The organism is Actinophytocola sp. (genome assembly GCF_036402745.1).
GTDB lineage: Bacteria > Actinomycetota > Actinomycetes > Mycobacteriales > Pseudonocardiaceae > Actinophytocola.
In genome coordinates this window covers 1-17,960 of sequence record NZ_DASWSJ010000356.1, presented here as the reverse complement: position 1 = coordinate 17,960, position 17,960 = coordinate 1, and the positions used below count along the sequence as shown (strand labels likewise).

Annotated in this window: 21 protein-coding genes and 3 tRNA genes; 17 read left to right on the top strand and 7 right to left on the bottom strand. The window is 70.8% G+C overall.

The annotated features are described in order from the left end of the window. Together VGD70_RS32045 and rfbA are read left to right on the top strand one after the other, a co-directional pair. A partial coding sequence (locus tag VGD70_RS32045; protein WP_331088012.1) for a sugar nucleotide-binding protein occupies positions 1-327 on the top strand: 327 nt, incomplete at its 5' end. Positions 328-331: 4 nt separating this feature from the next. Then, a complete protein-coding gene (gene rfbA, locus VGD70_RS32040; protein ID WP_331088010.1) occupies positions 332-1,222 on the top strand; it encodes a glucose-1-phosphate thymidylyltransferase RfbA in 891 nt (296 codons plus the stop codon). A 110-nt stretch (positions 1,223-1,332) separates the two neighbouring features. Here the strand turns inward: rfbA and VGD70_RS32035 are convergent, their stop codons facing one another. Next, positions 1,333-2,406, bottom strand: coding sequence for an SPFH domain-containing protein (locus VGD70_RS32035; RefSeq protein ID WP_414638114.1), 1,074 nt, complete (start codon positions 2,404-2,406; stop codon positions 1,333-1,335). A 67-nt stretch (positions 2,407-2,473) separates the two neighbouring features. Next, positions 2,474-2,701, bottom strand: a complete 228-nt coding sequence (locus VGD70_RS32030; protein ID WP_331088007.1) for a hypothetical protein — start codon at positions 2,699-2,701, stop codon at positions 2,474-2,476. Between the two features lie 133 nt (positions 2,702-2,834). On the opposite strand from VGD70_RS32030, the gene VGD70_RS32025 reads away from it, so the two are divergent. Beyond that, the gene (locus VGD70_RS32025; RefSeq protein WP_331088005.1) at positions 2,835-4,199 is read left to right on the top strand and encodes an erythromycin esterase family protein; all 1,365 of its coding nucleotides are present in this window, start codon (positions 2,835-2,837) and stop codon (positions 4,197-4,199) included. Here the strand turns inward: VGD70_RS32025 and VGD70_RS32020 are convergent. Then, positions 4,196-4,612 carry a PPOX class F420-dependent oxidoreductase gene (locus VGD70_RS32020; protein ID WP_331088003.1) on the bottom strand — a complete coding sequence of 139 codons (417 nt, stop codon included), beginning with the start codon at positions 4,610-4,612 and terminating at the stop codon, positions 4,196-4,198. The two genes, VGD70_RS32025 and VGD70_RS32020, sit on opposite strands and share 4 nt — an antisense overlap. Before the next feature lie 169 nt (positions 4,613-4,781). On the opposite strand from VGD70_RS32020, the gene VGD70_RS32015 reads away from it, so the two are divergent. The 7 genes from VGD70_RS32015 to VGD70_RS31985 all read left to right on the top strand — a co-directional run bounded on the left by VGD70_RS32015 (position 4,782) and on the right by VGD70_RS31985 (position 9,999). Beyond that, the gene (locus tag VGD70_RS32015; protein ID WP_331088001.1) at positions 4,782-5,855 is read left to right on the top strand and encodes a winged helix DNA-binding domain-containing protein; all 1,074 of its coding nucleotides are present in this window, start codon (positions 4,782-4,784) and stop codon (positions 5,853-5,855) included. 170 nt (positions 5,856-6,025) lie between these two features. Continuing rightward, a complete protein-coding gene (locus VGD70_RS32010; protein WP_331088000.1) occupies positions 6,026-8,686 on the top strand; it encodes a sensor domain-containing phosphodiesterase in 2,661 nt (886 codons plus the stop codon). A gap of 68 nt (positions 8,687-8,754) precedes the next feature. Next, positions 8,755-8,827: transfer RNA gene (locus tag VGD70_RS32005), tRNA-Thr, on the top strand. 40 nt (positions 8,828-8,867) lie between these two features. Beyond that, positions 8,868-8,940, top strand: a tRNA-Met gene (locus VGD70_RS32000). A 34-nt stretch (positions 8,941-8,974) separates the two neighbouring features. Beyond that, a complete protein-coding gene (rpmG, locus tag VGD70_RS31995) occupies positions 8,975-9,139 on the top strand; it encodes a 50S ribosomal protein L33 (RefSeq protein ID WP_349257503.1) in 165 nt (54 codons plus the stop codon). Next, the gene (locus VGD70_RS31990) at positions 9,140-9,586 is read left to right on the top strand and encodes an FAS1-like dehydratase domain-containing protein (protein WP_331087998.1); all 447 of its coding nucleotides are present in this window, start codon (positions 9,140-9,142) and stop codon (positions 9,584-9,586) included. After that, on the top strand, positions 9,586-9,999 hold the full coding sequence (locus VGD70_RS31985; protein WP_331087996.1) for a MaoC family dehydratase: 414 nt from the start codon (positions 9,586-9,588) through the stop codon (positions 9,997-9,999). Before VGD70_RS31990 ends, VGD70_RS31985 begins: the two co-directional genes overlap by 1 nt. 124 nt (positions 10,000-10,123) lie before the next feature. Here VGD70_RS31985 and VGD70_RS31980 read toward each other — a convergent pair whose 3' ends face one another. After that, entirely contained in the window at positions 10,124-11,128 is a 1,005-nt protein-coding gene (locus tag VGD70_RS31980; RefSeq protein ID WP_331087994.1) for an amidohydrolase family protein, read from the bottom strand. Continuing rightward, complete coding sequence (locus VGD70_RS31975; protein WP_331087992.1) at positions 11,125-11,523, bottom strand: metal-sulfur cluster assembly factor; 399 nt, start codon at positions 11,521-11,523, stop codon at positions 11,125-11,127. Before VGD70_RS31975 ends, VGD70_RS31980 begins: the two co-directional genes overlap by 4 nt. A 206-nt stretch (positions 11,524-11,729) precedes the next feature. Between VGD70_RS31975 and VGD70_RS31970 the strand changes: the two genes are divergently transcribed. Next, positions 11,730-12,446: an IclR family transcriptional regulator gene (locus VGD70_RS31970; protein WP_331087990.1), complete on the top strand. Its 717-nt coding sequence runs from the start codon at positions 11,730-11,732 to the stop codon at positions 12,444-12,446. 1 nt (position 12,447) lies between these two features. Here the strand turns inward: VGD70_RS31970 and VGD70_RS31965 are convergent, their stop codons facing one another. Then, a complete protein-coding gene (locus VGD70_RS31965) occupies positions 12,448-13,662 on the bottom strand; it encodes a pyridoxal phosphate-dependent aminotransferase (RefSeq protein WP_331087989.1) in 1,215 nt (404 codons plus the stop codon). A 59-nt stretch (positions 13,663-13,721) separates the two neighbouring features. Between VGD70_RS31965 and VGD70_RS31960 the strand changes: the two genes are divergently transcribed. From VGD70_RS31960 to rplA, 6 genes are all read left to right on the top strand, one after another. Beyond that, positions 13,722-13,955 carry a hypothetical protein gene (locus tag VGD70_RS31960; RefSeq protein WP_331087988.1) on the top strand — a complete coding sequence of 78 codons (234 nt, stop codon included), beginning with the start codon at positions 13,722-13,724 and terminating at the stop codon, positions 13,953-13,955. Between the two features lie 380 nt (positions 13,956-14,335). Further along, positions 14,336-14,408 (top strand) — tRNA-Trp (locus tag VGD70_RS31955). 42 nt (positions 14,409-14,450) lie between these two features. After that, positions 14,451-14,933, top strand: a complete 483-nt coding sequence (gene secE / locus VGD70_RS31950) for a preprotein translocase subunit SecE (RefSeq protein ID WP_331087987.1) — start codon at positions 14,451-14,453, stop codon at positions 14,931-14,933. A gap of 70 nt (positions 14,934-15,003) precedes the next feature. After that, positions 15,004-15,897, top strand: a complete 894-nt coding sequence (gene nusG / locus VGD70_RS31945; RefSeq protein ID WP_331087986.1) for a transcription termination/antitermination protein NusG — start codon at positions 15,004-15,006, stop codon at positions 15,895-15,897. 31 nt (positions 15,898-15,928) lie between these two features. Then, a complete protein-coding gene (gene rplK / locus VGD70_RS31940) occupies positions 15,929-16,360 on the top strand; it encodes a 50S ribosomal protein L11 (protein WP_331087984.1) in 432 nt (143 codons plus the stop codon). 62 nt (positions 16,361-16,422) lie between these two features. Further along, positions 16,423-17,142, top strand: coding sequence for a 50S ribosomal protein L1 (gene rplA, locus VGD70_RS31935; RefSeq protein ID WP_331087982.1), 720 nt, complete (start codon positions 16,423-16,425; stop codon positions 17,140-17,142). Between the two features lie 59 nt (positions 17,143-17,201). On the opposite strand, the gene VGD70_RS31930 is transcribed toward rplA, so the two are convergent. Next, positions 17,202-17,960 (bottom strand): S1 family peptidase (locus VGD70_RS31930; RefSeq protein WP_331087980.1); only part of this gene is annotated, 759 nt, incomplete at its 5' end.

Here is a 17,960-nt window from a genome sequence, read left to right as displayed (position 1 = left end):
GCCGACCTCCTGGCCGACCTCACGGCCCATGCGCTGCCGGCGCTGCTGGCGGATGCGCGCAAGGCCGGCATGTACCACGTGGCGGCCGCCGGCGAAACCACGTGGAACCGTTATGCCCGCTTCGTTGTGGCGAAAGCGCAGCAACGCGGGGAAATCCTCAAGGCGGGACCTGAGCAGGTGGAAGCCATCCCGACCGCCGCCTTTCCAACTCCGGCGCGTCGACCGCATAATTCGCGGTTGAGCACTGCCCGCTTCCGGGCCGCCTTTGGCCTGACGCTCCCGCCCTGGGAGCAGGGTGTGGCGCGCATGCTGGACGAAACCCTCTGACCTTATGACCCGACGCAAAGGCATCATCCTGGCCGGAGGCGCCGGCACCCGGCTGCACCCCGCGACCCTGGCCGTCAGCAAGCAGCTGCTGCCGGTCTACGACAAGCCGATGATCTACTACCCGCTGTCGGTCCTCATGCTGGCCGGCATCCGGGACATCCTCATCATCTCCACACCGAACGACCTGCCCAACTTCCAGAAGCTCCTGGGCACCGGCAACCAGTTCGGCATCGAGCTCTCCTACGCCGAGCAGGCGCAGCCGAACGGGCTGGCCGAGGCGTTCATCATCGGCGAGCGGTTCGTGGGTGACGACGACGTCGCGCTCGTCCTCGGGGACAACATCTTCTTCGGCGCCGACTTCTCCGCCGTCATGGCCGAGTACGTCACCGGCATCGACGGCGCGGTCCTCTTCGGCTACCCGGTCAAGGACCCGCACCGCTACGGCGTGGGCGAGGTCGACGGGGACGGCAAGCTCCTGTCCATCGAGGAGAAGCCGGCCCAGCCCAAGTCGAACCGGGCGATCACCGGGTTGTACTTCTACGACAACGACGTCATCGAGATCTCGAAGGGCCTCAAGCCCTCGCCCCGCGGCGAGCTGGAGATCACCGACGTCAACCTCACCTACCTGCGCCAGGGCCGCGCGCGGCTGATCGACCTCGGCCGCGGGTTCGCCTGGCTGGACACGGGCACGCACGACTCGCTGCTCGCCGCCGGCCAGTTCGTGCAGGTGCTCGAGCACCGGACCGGCGTGCGGATGGCCTGCCTGGAGGAGATCGCCCTGGACCGCGGCTTCATCGGCGCCGACGACTGCTTCGCGCTGGGCATGAAGCTCGCGAAGTCCGGCTACGGCGACTACGTGATGGCCATCGCGAAGGCGGCCGGCGCCACCGGTTGACCGCCACGGGAGTTGTCCGGGGTACCGCCGAGCAGGAGAAGCCGCCAACCGTACCCGGCCCTCCGGCTGTCCTCTTCGGACTGACCAGGACCGAGCACGACGGGCGCGGGTCAGGGCGTGATCTGCTCGCGCGGCGGGTCGTCGTTCTTCGGCTCCGACGTATCGGCTATGCCGCGCTTCACCGAGTCGAGGATGGCCAGGCCCTGGCCCACCAGGCCGGCCGCCATCTCGCCCAGGCCGTCGGCGCCGTTGACGATGTTGACGTTCGCGCCGGACAGGCCGTGCGCGGCCTCCTTCACGATCTGGGGCAGCTGCTCGATGATCAGGCGGTCGAGCGCCACCCGGTTGTTGGACGCGGCCGCCGCGGCCTGGACCTCCATCGACTCCGCGTCGGCGCGGGCGAGGATGCGGACCTTCTTCGCGTCGGCCTCGGCGGGCTTGACGACCTCCGCCACCAGCTGCTGCTCGCGGAGCTCGGCCGCGCGCTGGGCCAGCTCTGTCCGCGCGTTGATCACCTCGCGCTGCGCGGTCGCCTCCGCCAGCGGGCCCGCCTGCGCGGCCTCGGCCTGCGCCTTGTCGATCTCGGCCTTGTACTGCGCCTGCACCACCGACGTCTTCCGCGCGAACTCGGCCTGCCGGCGCTGCGACTCCTGCGCCGCCTCCGCGGCGGCCTGGTCGGCCCTCGCCTGGGCGATCTGCGCCTCGCGCTGGATGGCGGCGTTGTGCGGCGCGGCCATCGCGGCGATGTAGCCCAGCTCCATGTCGTCGATCGACTGGATCTGCAGCGCGTCGATCGTCAGGCCGATCTTGGCCATCTCGACGACCGACCCGTCCAGGACCTCCGTGGCCAGCTTCTGCCGCTCGGTGATGATGTCCTCGACGGTCATCGAGCCCACGATCGAGCGCAGGTGTCCGGAGAAGATCCGCCCGGTCAGCACCGCCATCTGCGCCTGGTCGGACAGGAACCGCTGGCCGGCGTTGACGATGCTCTCGGTGTCGTTGCCCACCTTGAACGCGATCACCGCGCGCACGCGCAGCGCGATGGCCTGCTTGGTCACGCAGGTCTCCATGACCTCCGCTTCCGACATCTTCAGCGAAAGAAAGCGGACTTTTCGGAAGAACGGCATGACGAACGCGCCGTGCCCGGTGACCACCCGGAAAGGTGCGCCATTGTTCCGCTTCATCCGTCCGCCGGAAATCAACATAGCCTCGTCAGGAGACGGGACCCGATAGCCGAACACCATTGCTCTCCTAGTTGCCCGTAAAAGGATCGGACCAGCGCGTGACGCCGACCGAACGCGCGCCGCACGACTCGATGACCAGAACTGTCGCGCCTTTAGGGAGCGGCTCGTCCGAGAATGCCAGGTAGGACTCGGACCCGCCACGAATCTTGACCAGCACCTCGCCCGGCCCGCCCGCCCCACGGGTGGCGACGAGCAGCACGCCGACGCAGCCCACCGGCGACGTGTCAGCCGTCATCCGAGCACCGACCTCTTCACCCGTAGCCACGTCTGCCGGTGGCCTCCCCGGCCAACGCTAGCCCGTTCCTGTGGCCGTTCGTCAGCGGCGTTGGCGACCATGGAGAGCTCGTCACCGAGGACCGGGGAGCACCATGGACGACATCGAGCCGAGACCATCGAGAGCGCTCAGCCGGCGGCGGTTCGTCGGGCTCGCCGCGGGCGCCGGCCTCCTCGCCGGCCGGCCGGCCGCCGCGGAGTCCACACCGGACGTCGTGGGCTGGGTCGACCGCACCGCCGCGCCGCTGCGGACGGCCGGCGCGCACGGGCCGCTCGACGATCTCCAACCGCTGCGGCGAATCGTCCGCGACGCGCACCTCGTCGGCCTCGGGTACTCCGCGCACGGCACGCACACCCAGCTCACCCTGCAGCACCGGGTGATCCGGTTCCTGGTCGCGCACCTGGGTTTCCGCACCGTCGCCTGGGAGGAGAGCTGGGGCGGCGGGGTGGTCGTCGACCGGTACGTCACCGGGGGCGGCGACGTGGACGACGCGGACGAGGTGGTCGGGCAGGCGCACGTCATGCTGCGCAGCGCGGCCTTCCTCGACCTCGTGCGCTGGCTGCGCGCGTTCAACCGCGGTCGGCCCGAGCACGACAAGGTGCGCTTCCTCGGCGCGGACATCGTGGAGCTGCGCGACCTTCTCGCCGACGAGATCACCCGGTACGTCGCCGGCGTCGCGCCCGGGCGGGTGCCGGAGCTGCGCGGCCACCTGGACCCGCTCCGGATGCGCGGCAACCCGCAGGAGCATCTCGCGTGGTACCTCGACCCGGCCCGGACCGAGGAGGAGAAGCGCGAGCTCGTCGCCCACGCCCACGCGGTGCACGACCTCCTCCGGCGGCTGCCGCACGACGACGACGTCGTCCAGCATGCCCGCGCCCTCATCGGGTTCTACGACTTCTACACCCAGGCCGGCCTCGCGCAGGACGCCCGCGACCGCTACATCGCGGAGTTCCTCGAGAGCTGGCGCCGCCGGACCGGTCACCGGATCGTGTACTGCGCGCACAACGCCCACACCGCGGCGAACCCGCGCATGCTCACCAGCACGCCCGACGGCCGGCCCGGCGACGACACCCGCGACCGCGCGCTCTCCGGCGGCATGCTGCGCCGCCGTTACGGCCCGCGGTACGTCTCGATCGGCACCGTCTTCCACCGCGGCCAGGTCCTCACCGGCTGGGAGCGCCCGGCCGGGCCGTCGGTGTTCGACGTCCCGGCGCCGCACCCGTCGTTCGTCGACCACGTCCTCGGGCAGGCCCACGAGCCGGACTACCTGCTCGACCTGCACGCCGGCGGGCCGCCCGAGGTCCGGCGCTGGCTGGCCGGGCCCGCGAAGACCCGCATCATCAGCTCCGCGTACGTCCCCGCCGACGACACCCACTACTCCCAGACCGTCGACTCCTGGTGTGCCGGCTTCGACGCGATGCTCCACGTCGGCCGGGTCGCGGCCACCCGGCTGGTCTAGGCGTGCACCGCCCGGCGCGCCTCGTACCACGTGTCGCCGGCCGGCTCGCCCGCGAGGTTCCAGCTCCACGAGACCGTCGGGGTGATCCGGAGGTAGAGGCCCGGGCCGACGAGCCCCACCCGCTCGACCGGCTCGTCGGCGACGCCGTAGACCCGCACGCCTCGCGCGACGAACGGCTGGAGCGACACCAGGTCGTCGACGACCAGCGCGACCTTCCGGTTGCCGGCCAGGACGTTGCGGAACTTCCGGGTGCGCGTGACGCTCTCGCCGGAGCCGCCCACCCAGAAGCACCGCCCGTCGAACTCGAAGGCGAGCGGGACGACGTCGGGCTGCTCCCCGTCGCCGCCCAGGGTGGCGACCCGGGCGAGCGGCTGCGACCGCAGATAGGCGACCTCTTCCTCGGTGAAGGACACGAAGGCTCCTTTCGTAGAACGGCTTCACGGCTCATACGAACGACACCCACCCGGATCGACCTGAGCGCCGGTTTCTGTCGGACCCCTCGGCTAGCGTCGCCGACGTGGAGATCGTCGAGGGCGCCGGGCACCGCATCGAGTACGCCGCCTCGACCGAGCGGCGGTCGCCATGAGAAGGCTCACCGCCACCCAGACCCGGCAGGCCCGCGCCGCCGCCCAAGGCCTGGCCGGCCGGGCCACCACGGTCGCCGGCGCCGTGCGCAAGGTCGTCGCGCTGCAGGCCCAGGACGTGCGCGCCAACCGGCTCGCGGTCCGCGTCCGCACCACCGGGCTCACCGCGGCCGACGTCGACGCCGCGTGCCGTCACCGCGAGGTCGTCCGCACCTGGGCCATGCGCGGCACCCTCCACATGCTCGCCGCCGACGACTTCGGGTGGGTCACCGGGCTCCTCGGCCCCTACTTCGCCGCCCGGGGCGCGCCGCGGCGCCGCCAGCTCGGGCTCGACGAGGCCACCCTCGAGCGCGCCACCACCGCCCTCGACACCATCGCGACCACACCCCTGACCAGGGCCGGCATCGTCGAGCGGCTGGCCGGGCACGGCACCGTGCTCGACCCGAGGAGCCAGGCACCCGCCCACCTCCTCGCCTACGCCGCGCTCACCGGCCAGCTCTGCCGCGGGCCCGACACCGCCAAGGACGAGCCCACCTACGTCCTGGTCCGCGAGTGGCTCGGCGCGCAGCGGGCCCTGGCCGAGGACGAGGCCCTGGCCAGGCTCGCCGAGCGCTACCTCGCGGGCCACGGCCCGGCCACCGCCGCCGACCTCGCCGCCTGGTCCGGACTCCCGGTCGGCCGGGCCAAGCGCGGGCTCGCCGCGATCCACACCGAGCCGGTCGAGGCGGCCGGCGAGGCCGCGGTCGTGCTCGCCGGGCACGCCGGCGACCCACCGGCACCCAGCCGATTACTCGGCCACTTCGACGCCTACCTCCTGGGCTACCGCGGCCGCGCGCTCGCCGTGCCCCAGGCCCACGCCCACGTCATTCAGGCTGGTGGGGGCTTCGTCATGCCCGCCGTGCTCGTGGCCGGGCAGGTCGTCGGCACCTGGCGGCTCCGGTCCACAATGGACCCGATGCGGGTGGAGCTGGAACCCTTCGGCGAAAGCCGGATACCGGACACCCGTAACGAGATGGCCGACCTCGGACGATTCCTCCGCAGGCAGGTCGTGGCAGGGAAGCCAATGGGGTGACACCCGAAGGTGTGGAATCTCTGACCATGGTTTGCGAGGTCCATTTAGCACAGTCGGTTTCTTCGCCCGGACGGGGTACAGTTACGCGACCGTGACTTGCCCGTTCGGGGGGCGTCGTCACTGTGCGGCGGATACAACCTGGTTGTCGCCTGGACGGCCGAGGAGAGTGCATGCCCGAGACGGCACACGAGCGCACCACACCAACGGAGGCACTCGCCGAAACGGCGGCCGGTGACCCGTCGGCGGATCGGCGCTTCAGCACGTTCTCGGTGATCGTCCTGGTCACCGGGGTCGCGGCGGCCGCGCTCGTGTCCCTGTGGCTACCGCTGCGCCCGAGCACCGAGCTCATCGGCACCGCCGTGCTGCTGGTCCTCGCGTTCCTGGTCGTCGAGCAGCTCTCGGTCAACATCGACGTCCGCGGCGGCGTCTCCTGGACCATCTCCTTCACCGAGATACCGCTCGCGATCGGCCTGTTCGTCGCGCCGTTCCAGGTCGTGCTCGCCGCGCACCTCATCGCAGGCGTCGGCACCCTGCTGGCCCGCCGCGTGCAGGACCGCGTCCTCTACAACACCGGCGCCGAGATCCTCGAGATCAGCGCCGCGTTCGCCGTCTTCACCGCCACGGGCAGCGTGCTCCACGGCGCCGGCCCGCACTGGTTCGCCGTGTTCGTCGGCGCCCTGTCCGCCCCGATCACCAGCACCCTGCTCGCGCTCGTCGCGGTCCACATCCTCGGCCGCCGGATGCGCATCGGCGCCGCCACCAAGCTCGTGTCCCGCACGCTCGTCCTCGGCCTGGTCAACGCCTCCGTCGGCGTCGTCGGCTACGAGGTCGCCACCAACGTCGACCACGGCTGGCCGCTCGTGCTGGCCATGCTCGGCGGCGTGTGGGCGCTCTACCTCGCCTACTCGGGCCTGCTGCGCGAGCAGCGCGACCTCGAGGCGCTGTCCGAGGTCAGCCTCATCGTCGCCCGCTCGGGCCGGCGCGCGGCCGCCCGGCCCGCCGCCGGGCCGGACGCCAACGCGGTCAAGTCCGACGACTGGCTCGGCATCGCGCAGCGGATCAAGGACCAGCTCGGCGCCGCACGCGTGGTGCTGCGGCTGCGGTTCGACCCGCAGTCCCCGATGCACACCGTCGTCGCCGGCGACGACCTGCCCGCCGACATGGTCGACCTCGACGCCGTCGGCACCCGGGCGGACGCGCTGCTGCGGCTGCCCGGCTCGCACGTGCGCCACTTCCGCCGGCTCGACGCGCTGCCCGAGATCCGGCACGCGCTCGTCCAGCGCGGCGCGCAGGAGGCGCTCGTCGTGCCGCTGCGCAGTGCCAGCCACCTGCTCGGCGTGGTCGAGGCGCACGACAAGCTCTCCCGCTGGCGCGGCTTCGGCCAGGCGGACCTGCGGATGATCGGCACCACCGCGAGCCACCTCGCCACCGCGCTGGACAACCGCAGGCTGCTCGCCACCCTGCGCCACGACGCCTACCACGACCCGCTCACCGGCCTGCACAACCGCCCCGGCTTCCGCCAGCTCGCCACCGAGCTGCTCGCCAGCCGCCCCGGCTCGGTCATGCTGCGCGTCGACCTCGAGGTCCAGGCGGCCATCAGCGACGCGCTCGGCTACGCGTGGAGCGACCGGATCACGATCGCGGCCGGGCGCCGGCTGCGGGAGGCGCTCGGCGCCGACACCCCGCTCGCCCGGCTCGAGGGCGGCGCGTTCGCCGCCCTGCTCGTCGACGCCGACGTCGCCGGGGCCCAGGAGGTCGCCGAGCGGCTCGTCGCCAGCCTGTCCGCGCCCTACCCGGTCGACCGGCTCACCGTCGAGGCCGGCGTGGTCGTCGGCTACTCCTCCTCCGCGATGGCCGACGGCGTGATGTTCCCCGACGCCGGCGGCAGCGAGAGCGGGGCCGCGGAGCTGGACGTCGACGAACTGCTCAAGCGGGCCGACATGGCGTTGCGCGCGGCCCGGTCGGCCGGGGAGAAGGTCCGCGCCTACATGCCGAGCATGGGCCAGATCTTCCTGCGCCGGTTCCAGCTCGTCACCCAGTTCCGCCAGTCGCTGGAGTCCGGCCAGGTCAGCGTCCACTACCAGCCCAAGGTCGCGCTGCCGAGGCGCGAGGTGCTCGGCGTCGAGGCCCTGGTCCGCTGGCGGCACCCCGAGTTCGGTGACCTGCACCCCGACGAGTTCGTGCCGGCCGTCGAGGCCGCCGGCCTCGTCGACGCGCTCACCGACTTCGTGCTGGACAAGGCGCTCATCCGGGTCCGCAAGTGGATGAACCGCGAGCTGCGCATCGGGGTCGCGGTCAACCTGTCCGTGCGCAGCCTCGCCGACCTGGAGTTCCCCAACCGGGTGGCGGCCGCGCTGGAGCTGCACCGGGTGCCGCCGGAGCTGCTGACGCTCGAGCTCACCGAGTCCGGCGTGATGGCCGACCCGGCGCGGGCGCTGCCGGTGCTGCGTGCGCTGCACAACCTGGGCGTCGTGCTCGCGGTCGACGACTTCGGCACGGGCTACTCCTCGCTCGCGTACCTGCGCCAGCTGCCGGTGGACGAGGTGAAGATCGACAAGAGCTTCGTGTTCGGCATGGGCAGCGACCTCGGCGACCTGGCCGTGGTCCGCTCGATCGTCGAGCTCGGCCACTCGCTGGGCCTCATCGTGGTGGCCGAGGGCGTCGAGGAGGACGCCGCCCGCGACCAGCTGGCCGCCATGGGCTGCGACGTCGCGCAGGGCTACCTGATCTCGCGCCCGCTGTCCGAGGAGCGGCTGGAGGCCTGGCTGCAGGCGCGGACCGCGCAGGCCAGAGGGCTGCGCGACGAGATGGTGCTCACTCTGTTGTCGTGACCGGGATCCCGATTTCGTCGGCCGCCCGGCTCCGTGTACTCTCAGCACGGCTCACGCGGAGAGAGCACGCCCCAATAGCTCAGTCGGCAGAGCGTCTCCATGGTAAGGAGAAGGTCTACGGTTCGATTCCGTATTGGGGCTCAGGAATACACTTGAGGGTGCGAGTCCCTCAGGGGGACCTGGCGGTGTAGCTCAGTCGGTAGAGCAAGCGGCTCATAATCGCTGTGTCGCCGGTTCAAGTCCGGCCACCGCTACGCGGGTTGAAATGCAGGAGAGAGAGGCAAGGCCGTGGCTGGCAGCGACGTGCGACCGAAGATCACGCTGGCGTGCGAGGAGTGCAAGCACCGCAACTACATCACCAGGAAGAACCGGCGCAACGACCCGGATCGCCTGGAGATGAAGAAGTTCTGCCCGAACTGTGGCACGCACCGCCTGCACAAGGAAACCCGCTAGGTGCCGCTGGACCCGTCCTACGTCGGGTACGCGTACCCACGTTCGGAGATCTACGAGGTCGGTCGGGCCAAGATCCAGGAGTTCGCGGACGCCATCGGTGACCCGCACCCGATGTACCGCGATGTCGACGCCGCCAAGGCGGCCGGCCATCCCGACGTGATCGCCCCGCCCACGTTCGGCATCGTCCTGTTCACCAGGTACGCCCTCGAGGCCGTGGTGCGGGACCCGGGGCTCGGCCTCGACTACGACCGCATGGTGCACGGTGACATGTCGTTCAACTACGCGCGTCCCGTGCAGGCCGGCGACCAGCTCGCCGTCACCACCTACATCGAGAGCATCATGTCCCGCGCGGGCAACGACTTCCTGCACCTGCGCGCGGAGATCGACACCGCCGCCGGCGACCGGGTCGTCACGGCCCGCGCCCAGCTCGTGGTCCGGGGCGAGTGATGGCCGAGATCGCCGCGGGCACCGAGCTGCCGCCGCTGGAGCTGCGGGTCCGGCGCGTCGACCTCGTGCGCTACGCCGGGGCGTCGCTGGACTTCAACCCGATCCACTGGAACGAGCGCGTCGCCGACGAGGTGGGCCTCCCCGGCGTGATCGCGCACGGCATGCTCACGATGGCCCTCGCCGGCCGCATCGTCACCGGCTGGCTGGCGGACCCGGGCGCGCTGGTCGAGTACAGCGCCCGCTTCATCCGCCCGGTGGTGGTCCCCAACGACGACGAGGGCGCCCTGGTCGAGGTGACCGGCAAGATCCGCGACGTCCGCGAGGACGGCACCGCCCGCATCGACATCACCGCCAAGTTCGAGGGCAAGGCCGTGCTGGGCAAGGCCATCGCCATCGTCCGCCTACCGGAGTAGCCGCCCCCAGCGGGAGCGGGGTAGCTGCCCGGACAAGGTCCGGACATCCGAATGACGCCTTCCGGGCATCCGAACGGTCCGGAAGGCGTCATCCGCCGGCGGGGTCTCGGCCGGTCTCGGCGGCCTACCTGTGGCGCCCGAGCTTGGTGCGGGCGGTCTCCACGTCCATGCCGTGCAACCGCAGCAGGTTCTCGCCCAGGATCTTCCTCTTCGCGGTGTCCGTCAGCTGGGGGTAGCCGTAGCCGTCGCACAGGTCTTGCGGGATCTGGAAGTCCATGAACGCGCGCAAGGCCCACTGCGGGTGGAACAGCGGCGCCTCACTCCCGTAGACGATCTTGTCCTCGCCGCACCAGAACAGCAGCTTGCCGATGATCTCGGCGAACATCCGCGGTGAGCGCACGACGAAGTTGATCGTCGCCGCGATCGAGGCGTACAGGTTCGGGTAGCGGATCAGCTGCCAGCACGTCTCGTCGAGGAACGGCAGCCCGACGTGGAAGATCACGAAGTTGATGTCCGGGAAGTTCGCGGCCGCGCCGTCCATGTCCCAGGTCTGCGTGTGCTCGATCGGCTGCGGCCCGAGCGGCACGCCCTTGTGCACCCCGATGAGGTTGACCCCCAGCTCCTGGGCCTTCTCGAACACCGGGAACGCGATCTGCGGGTCGTCCATCCGCCACGGGAACGGCCGCCCGTAGTCGTAGCGCACGTTGTAGAACTTGAACGCCTTCGCGCCGAACTCGCCGACCTGGCGCTCCATGAGGTCCAGCGCCCGCTTGCCCTCGAGCGGGTTCACCGACCCCCACAGGATGGTCCGGTCGGGGTCGAGCTGCGCCAGCTCCGCGCACTCCTCCCACGGCGACAGACCGTCCGCGAACAGGTCGGTCAGCGGCAGCGGCATGGCGACGAGCATGTCCGTGTCGGACTCCTCGTAGACCTGGCGCCGGATGTCCTCGATGGTCCAGTTGCGCAGGAACTGCTCGGCGGACAGCGTCTCCGCGTCGTCCGGGGTGAGCGTGGCGTGGAAGGCGTAGAGGTGGTTCGCGAACATCTCGCCCGGCTTGCCGAACGCGTTCTTCGACTCGAAGTTGAAGGGATGCGCCACGCCGTCGAACACGAACGCGTCGTCGATCATGACTGGTTTCCTTCCGTAGCGAGGTGGTCGGCAGCGAGGTGGTCGGCGAGGTAGCGGTCCCGGTCGGGCACCGCGGCCGGGTCGGGCAGGAAGCGGAGCTTGCCGCGGGCCGAGTCGGACAGCCGGTCGGTCGTCCACACGGTGTCCCAGACGACCTGCACCTCGGCCGAGTCGATGTCGGGCAGCTGCTCCATGCGGTCCCGCACGTCGGTGATCACCTGGACCGCGAACGGGCACCAGCCCGAGGTCAGCAGCAGCTCCACCCGGGCGTGCCGGTCCGTGACGGACACCGTGTGCACCAGCCCCATGTCGACCACCGAGATGCCCTTCTCCTGACAGCACGGGTCGTACACATCGGACAGCGCGGTGAGGAAACGCTGCGGGATCTCGTCCATGCGTCGAGGCTCGCAGCGGGCCGGGCGCGGAGGAAGGGCGAGGATTTCAGATGGCGAAAGACGGTACAGTGGTTTGCGTTTGTGATGTGACGCACAATAGGGCTCTCGGTGCTGAGCTCGCGGGACGGTGACTCATGAGCGAGCTTGCGAGCGAACCAACGTCACAGGGGGAAAAGGCGCGTGAGCCATCCGACCTCGTCCGTTCGGTGTCGCGGGCCTTCCGCATCCTGGAGGAGGTAGGGGCCAGCAACGCGCCACTGACGGTGAAGGCCGTCGCCCGGCGGTGCGGGCTGAACCTGTCCACGGCCTACCACCTGGTGCGCACGCTCACCTACGAGGGTTACCTCGTCCGGGACCGCGAGGGCCTCTACGTCCTCGGCTCCTCGGTGGCCCGCCGCTTCCACGACCTGCAGGCGTCCTTCGACCAGCCGCCCGAGGTGCACGAGGTGCTGCGGCACCTGTCCGCGATGACCCGCCGCACCGCCTACCTGGGCCGTTTCGTGTCCGGGCGGATCCTCATCACCGACCTGGTCGAGGGGCCGGAGTCGCCCCACCTGGAGGACCTGGAGGTCGGGCTCAACGTCGCCGCGCACGCCACGGTCATCGGCAAGGTGCTCCTGGCGGCGCTGCCGCGAGCGCGGCGGACCGCGTACCTCGCCGAGCAGGGCATGCGCCGGTTCACCACCCGCACCGTCGTCGACACGGACTCCCTCGAAGCCGAGCTCACCGGGCTCCGCGCCGGCGATCCCGTGCTCGAGCACGGGCAGTTCCGGGTCGGCGTGTCCTGCGTGGGCACGCTCGTACGGCGGGGGACCGCCGAGGACTCGTGGGCCGTGGTCGCCTCGACCCGGGCCGACGAGGTGCCGGCGCAGGTCGTCTGGCACACCTTGCGTGCGGCGGAGGACCTGGCGCCGGCTCTCTGAGTTACGTGGCCTCGCGCAGGAGGTCGCCCATGCGGGTGACGCCGGTGGCCAGGTCCTCGTCGCCCAGGGCGTAGGACAGGCGGAAGTAGCCCGGCGTGCCGAAGGCCTCGCCGGGGACGACGGCCACCTCGGCATGCTCGAGCACCAGCGCGGCCAGCTCGACACTCGTCGACGCCACCGTGCCGCGGATCTCCTTGCCCAGCAACGCCTTCACCGACGGGTACACGTAGAACGCGCCCTGCGGCGTGGGCACCTCGACGCCGGGGATCTCGGACAGCAGCTTGACGATGGTGCGGCGGCGGCGGTCGAACGCCTCGCGCATCTCGTGTGCGGCGTCCAGCGGGCCCGACACGGCGGCGAGCGCCGCGCGCTGGGACACGTTGGCCACGTTCGACGACAGGTGCGACTGCAGGTTGGCGGCCGCCTTGGTGACGTCCGCGGGGCTGACCATCCAGCCCACCCGCCACCCGGTCATCGCATAGGTCTTGGCCACGCCGTTGACCACCACGCAGGTGTCGGCGAGCTCGGGCACGGCCACCGGCATCGACACGGCCTGGACGCCGTCGTAGGTGAGGTGCTCGTAGATCTCGTCGGTGATCACCCAGACGCCGTGCTCGACGGCCCAGCGCCCGATGGCCTCGACCTGCTCGCGCGGGTACACGGCACCGGTCGGGTTGGACGGGGAGCAGAACAGCAGGACCTTGGTGCGCGGGGTACGCGCGGCCTCGAGCTGCTCGACCGTGACCAGGTAGCCGCTCGACTCGTCGGTGACCACCGGCACGGTGACGCCGCCGGCGAGCGCGATCGACTCGGGGTAGGTGGTCCAGTACGGCGCGGGCAGCAGCACCTCGTCGCCGGGGTCGACGAGGGTGGCGAAGGCCTGGTACACGGCCTGTTTGCCGCCGTTGGTGATGAGCACCTGGTTGGCCGCGACCTCGTAGCCGCTGTCGCGCTTGGTCTTGGCCGCGACGGCCGCGCGCAGCTCGGGGAGCCCGGCCGCGGGGGTGTAGCGGTGGTTGCGCGGTTCCTTGGCCGCCGCGACGGCGGCCTCGACGATCGCGGGGGGAGTGGGGAAGTCGGGCTCGCCGGCGCCGAAGCCGATCACCGGCCGGCCGGCCGCCTTGAGCGCCTTGGCCTTCGCGTCCACGGCGAGCGTGGCGGACTCGGCGATGCCACCGATCCGAGCGGAGATCCGGCGCGGGGAGCTTTCTGCCATGTCCCGAATCGTCGCAGATCCGCCAAACGGAATGGCGGCCGGTCGGTACTCTCGGCCGGGTGGCGCAGGCGACGTGGGACGGCGTGACCCTCCGCTCCGTCTACGGGGCCGGGGCGCAGGCCGAGCGGGACGCGTTCGCCGACGCCGCCCGCGACGGCGACCGGGCGACCGTTCTCGCCCGGCTCGCGAGGTCCCCGGAGCTGGTCAACGCGTGGCGGCCGAGCGGCCCAGGATCCGCCACCCGGTGCCGGCCGACGTCCTCGCGGCACTGCGGCGGCACCTGCACGACCTGATCCGCGCGCGGGTGCCCGACCTCGTCACCAAGGGCCGGCTGCGGCTGCCGGAGCTGGACCCGCTGACCGAGCTGGAGAACGCCGGCCGTGTGGTTCGCGGTGCCGGGAATGTACGGCGGCTTCCACTATGTTCTGCACGGTGTGGAGCTCGAGGTGAGCAGCTGGATCCGGGTGGTCGAGGGCTCAGGGGAGGCCCACCGGATCCGCGCCGACGGGTATGAGCTCGTCGAGGCGGGATACGTCTGACAGGCGCGGTTGCGGGTCGCATCGGCGGTTGTCGTACACTCTTGAACTTGGAAGTTGACGATCTCACCCCGCGTTGGACAGTGGGGTGGGTCGAATGCGTCCACGACCGTGCGGTCGAGTGATCGACTTCGCGAAGGGGTGTAGCTCAACTGGCAGAGCAGCGGTCTCCAAAACCGCAGGTTGCAGGTTCAAGTCCTGTCACCCCTGCGTCAGACGCAAGGTGCGGACCCATCGAGCGGAGGAACTGGCGTGGTTGACGACCGGGACAAGGAACGGGACAAGGGACAGGAGCGCCCTTCTCGTCCGGTCACCGCCGCGGCGCGGCGTGAGCGCCGTGCTTCCGCTCGCCCTGCCGCGCGGAAGGACACGGCGCCGGCCGACGAGAAGTCGAAGTCCGGTGCCAAGTCCGCGGCCGACAAGACGGACGACAAGGCCAAGGCGAAGGTCCGGGGCAAGGGCAAGGACGGCGAGGCCAAGTCGGCCACGCGGGGCGAGCACAAGGGCCGGCCCACGCCGGCCCGCGACCGCAAGGAGTCCCGGCCGTCGCTGTTCGCGCGGATCGCACGCTTCATGCGCGAGGTCGTCGCCGAGCTCCGCAAGGTCATCTGGCCGACCCGGAAGCAGATGATCACGTACACGGCCGTCGTGCTGGTCTTCGTGGCCTTCATGGTGGTGCTCATCGCCGCACTGGACTTCGGGCTCACCAAGGGCGTGGCCTGGCTGTTCGGCTGAGCTGCGCCCACGCGGGCGCGCCGGCACAGTGACAGGGCACGTGATCGATGGAAGGAAGCGAGACCGAACAGTGAGCTCCGAGAACGGCGCGGCTGGCAGCCAGGAGCTGACCGGCTTCAGTGGTGGTGTCGACCAGTTCGACGAGGAGGCGGCTGCGGCCGTCGAGGAGCGGACCGACGAGTCCGCCGAGTCCGCTGAGGACGGCGTCGACAGCGCGAACACCGACGACGCCGCCGAGGACGCCACGGCCGAGGCCGCCGCCGAGACAGACGACAAGACCGACGACGAGACCGACGACGACAGCGTTGCCGACACCGCCGAGGCGACTGCCGAGGACGAGGAGGCCGAGGAGGTCGACCCGGCCACCGAGATGCGCGAGGCCCTGCGCCGCGCGCCCGGTGAGTGGTACGTCGTGCACTCCTACGCCGGCTACGAGAACAAGGTCAAGACCAACCTCGAGACCCGAATCCAGACCCTGGACATGGAGGACTACATCTTCCAGGTCGAGGTGCCGACGGAGGAGGTCACCGAGATCAAGAACGGGCAGCGCAAGCAGGTCCAGCGCAAGGTGCTGCCCGGCTACATCCTCGTGCGGATGGACCTCAACGACGCCTCCTGGTCCGCGGTGCGCAACACCCCGGGGGTCACCGGCTTCGTCGGGGCGACGTCCAAGCCGTCGCCGCTGACCATCGACGAGGTGCTCAAGTTCCTCCTCCCGCAGGTGGAGGAGGCCAAGCCGGCAACGGCGGGCAAGGGGACGGCGGCCACGCCGGCCAAGGGCCCGGTCGTCGAGGTGGACTTCGAGGTGGGCGAGTCGGTCACCGTCATGGACGGCCCGTTCGCCACGCTGCCCGCCACGATCAGCGAGGTCAACGCCGACGGGCAGAAGCTGAAGGTACTGGTGTCGATCTTCGGCCGGGAGACCCCGGTCGAGCTGTCGTTCAGCCAGGTCTCCAAGATCTGACGGTTGTCGAGAAAGACAAGCAGGGAAAGAAATGCCACCCAAGAAGAAGAAGCTGTCCGCGGTCATCAAGTTGCAGATCACGGCCGGCCAGGCCAACCCGGCGCCCCCGGTGGGTCCCGCGCTGGGTCAGCACGGCGTCAACATCATGGAGTTCTGCAAGGCCTACAACGCCGCCACCGAGTCGCAGCGCGGCACCGTGGTGCCGGTCGAGATCTCCGTGTACGAGGACCGCACGTTCGACTTCAAGCTCAAGACCCCGCCGGCGGCGAAGCTGCTGCTCAAGGCCGCGGGTGTGGACAAGGGCAGCGGCGAGCCGCACCGCCTCAAGGTCGCCAAGGTGACCTGGGACCAGGTGCGGGAGATCGCCGAGCAGAAGAAGAGCGACCTCAACGCCAACGACATCGACCAGGCCGCCAAGATCATCGCCGGCACCGCCCGGTCGATGGGCATCACGGTCGTATAAACCGGATCGCGTGGGAGAGCCGGCGCGCTGGCTCGTAACCACTGACTGTGAGGAACAGAGATATGGCAAAGCGCAGCAAGGCCTACCGTCAGGCCGACGAGCTGATCGACCGCGAGCGGCTGTACACGCCGCTCGAGGCCGCCAAGCTCGCGAAGGAGACGTCGAAGGTGAAGCTGGACGCCACCGTCGAGGTGGCCATCCGGCTGGGTGTCGACCCCCGCAAGGCCGACCAGATGGTGCGCGGCACCGTCAACCTGCCGCACGGCACGGGCAAGACCGCGCGGGTGATCGTGTTCGCCACCGGTGACAAGGCCAACGAGGCCGTCGCCGCGGGCGCGGACGAGGTCGGCGCCGAGGACCTGATCGAGCGCATCCAGGGTGGCTGGCTCGACTTCGATGCCGCGATCGCGACCCCCGACCAGATGGCGAAGGTCGGCCGCATCGCACGCATCCTCGGCCCCCGCGGCCTGATGCCGAACCCGAAGACCGGCACGGTCACCCCCGATGTCACGAAGGCGATCGCCGACATCAAGGGCGGCAAGATCAACTTCCGGGTGGACAAGCAGTCCAACCTGCACCTCGTGATCGGCAAGGCGTCCTTCGGGCAGGACAAGCTGGTCGAGAACTACGCCGCCGCCCTGGACGAGGTGCTGCGGGCCAAGCCGTCCGCCGCGAAGGGCCGCTACCTGAAGAAGGTCACCTTCTCGACGACGATGGGCCCCGGCATCCCGGTCGACCCGGCCCGCACCCGCAACCTGCTGACGGACGAGCCGGTCGCCTGACCGCTCCGCACACGACAACGGCGCCCCATCTCCTCGGGGCGCCGTTCTCGTGTGTAGACCTAGCCGATCCGGGCGCCGACCGCCGCCAGCGCGGTGGTCACGGGCTGGAAGAACGTGACGCCGCCGCTCGTGCAGTCGCCGCTGCCGCCGGAGGTCAGGCCCACGGCGCTGCCGTCCTGGGTGAACAGCGAGCCGCCGCTGTCGCCGGGCTCGGCGCAGACGTCGGTCTGGACCAGCCCCGTGACGGTGCCCTCGGGGTAGTTCACGGTGGCGTCGAGGCCGGTGACCGTGCCGTCGTGCAGGCCGGTCGTGCTGCCCATGCGGAGCACCTGCTCGCCCACGGTGGCCTCGGCCGCCTGGTTGATCGCCACCAGCTGGCCGCCGCCGACGTCGACCGCGCTCGGCGCGTTGGTCGCGGGGTCGTCGTAGGTGGCGAGCGCGAAGTCCCCGGCGCCGGGGAACGTGGCGTCCTGGACCGTGGCGACCGGCTGGCCGCCCGCGGTGTCCGACCACTGTGCGGCGAACACCCCGCAGTGCCCGGCGGTCAGGAAGGCCGGGCTGCCGTCCTGCGCGGTGACGTTGAAGCCGAGCGAGCACCGCGCCCCGTTCGCGAAGATCGCGTCACCGCCCTCGGCGAACAGGTGGAACTCACCGGCCGACCGCTGGATCCGCGCGACGCCGGCACCCAGCGACTCGACGGTGGCCTGCACGGTGTCCCACCCGTCCCCGGTGACCGTCCGATCCGCGAGGACGACGATCTGGTTGGTCTCCGGATCGACCGACCACGCGGTGCCCGGGACCCGCGCCTGCTGCATCAA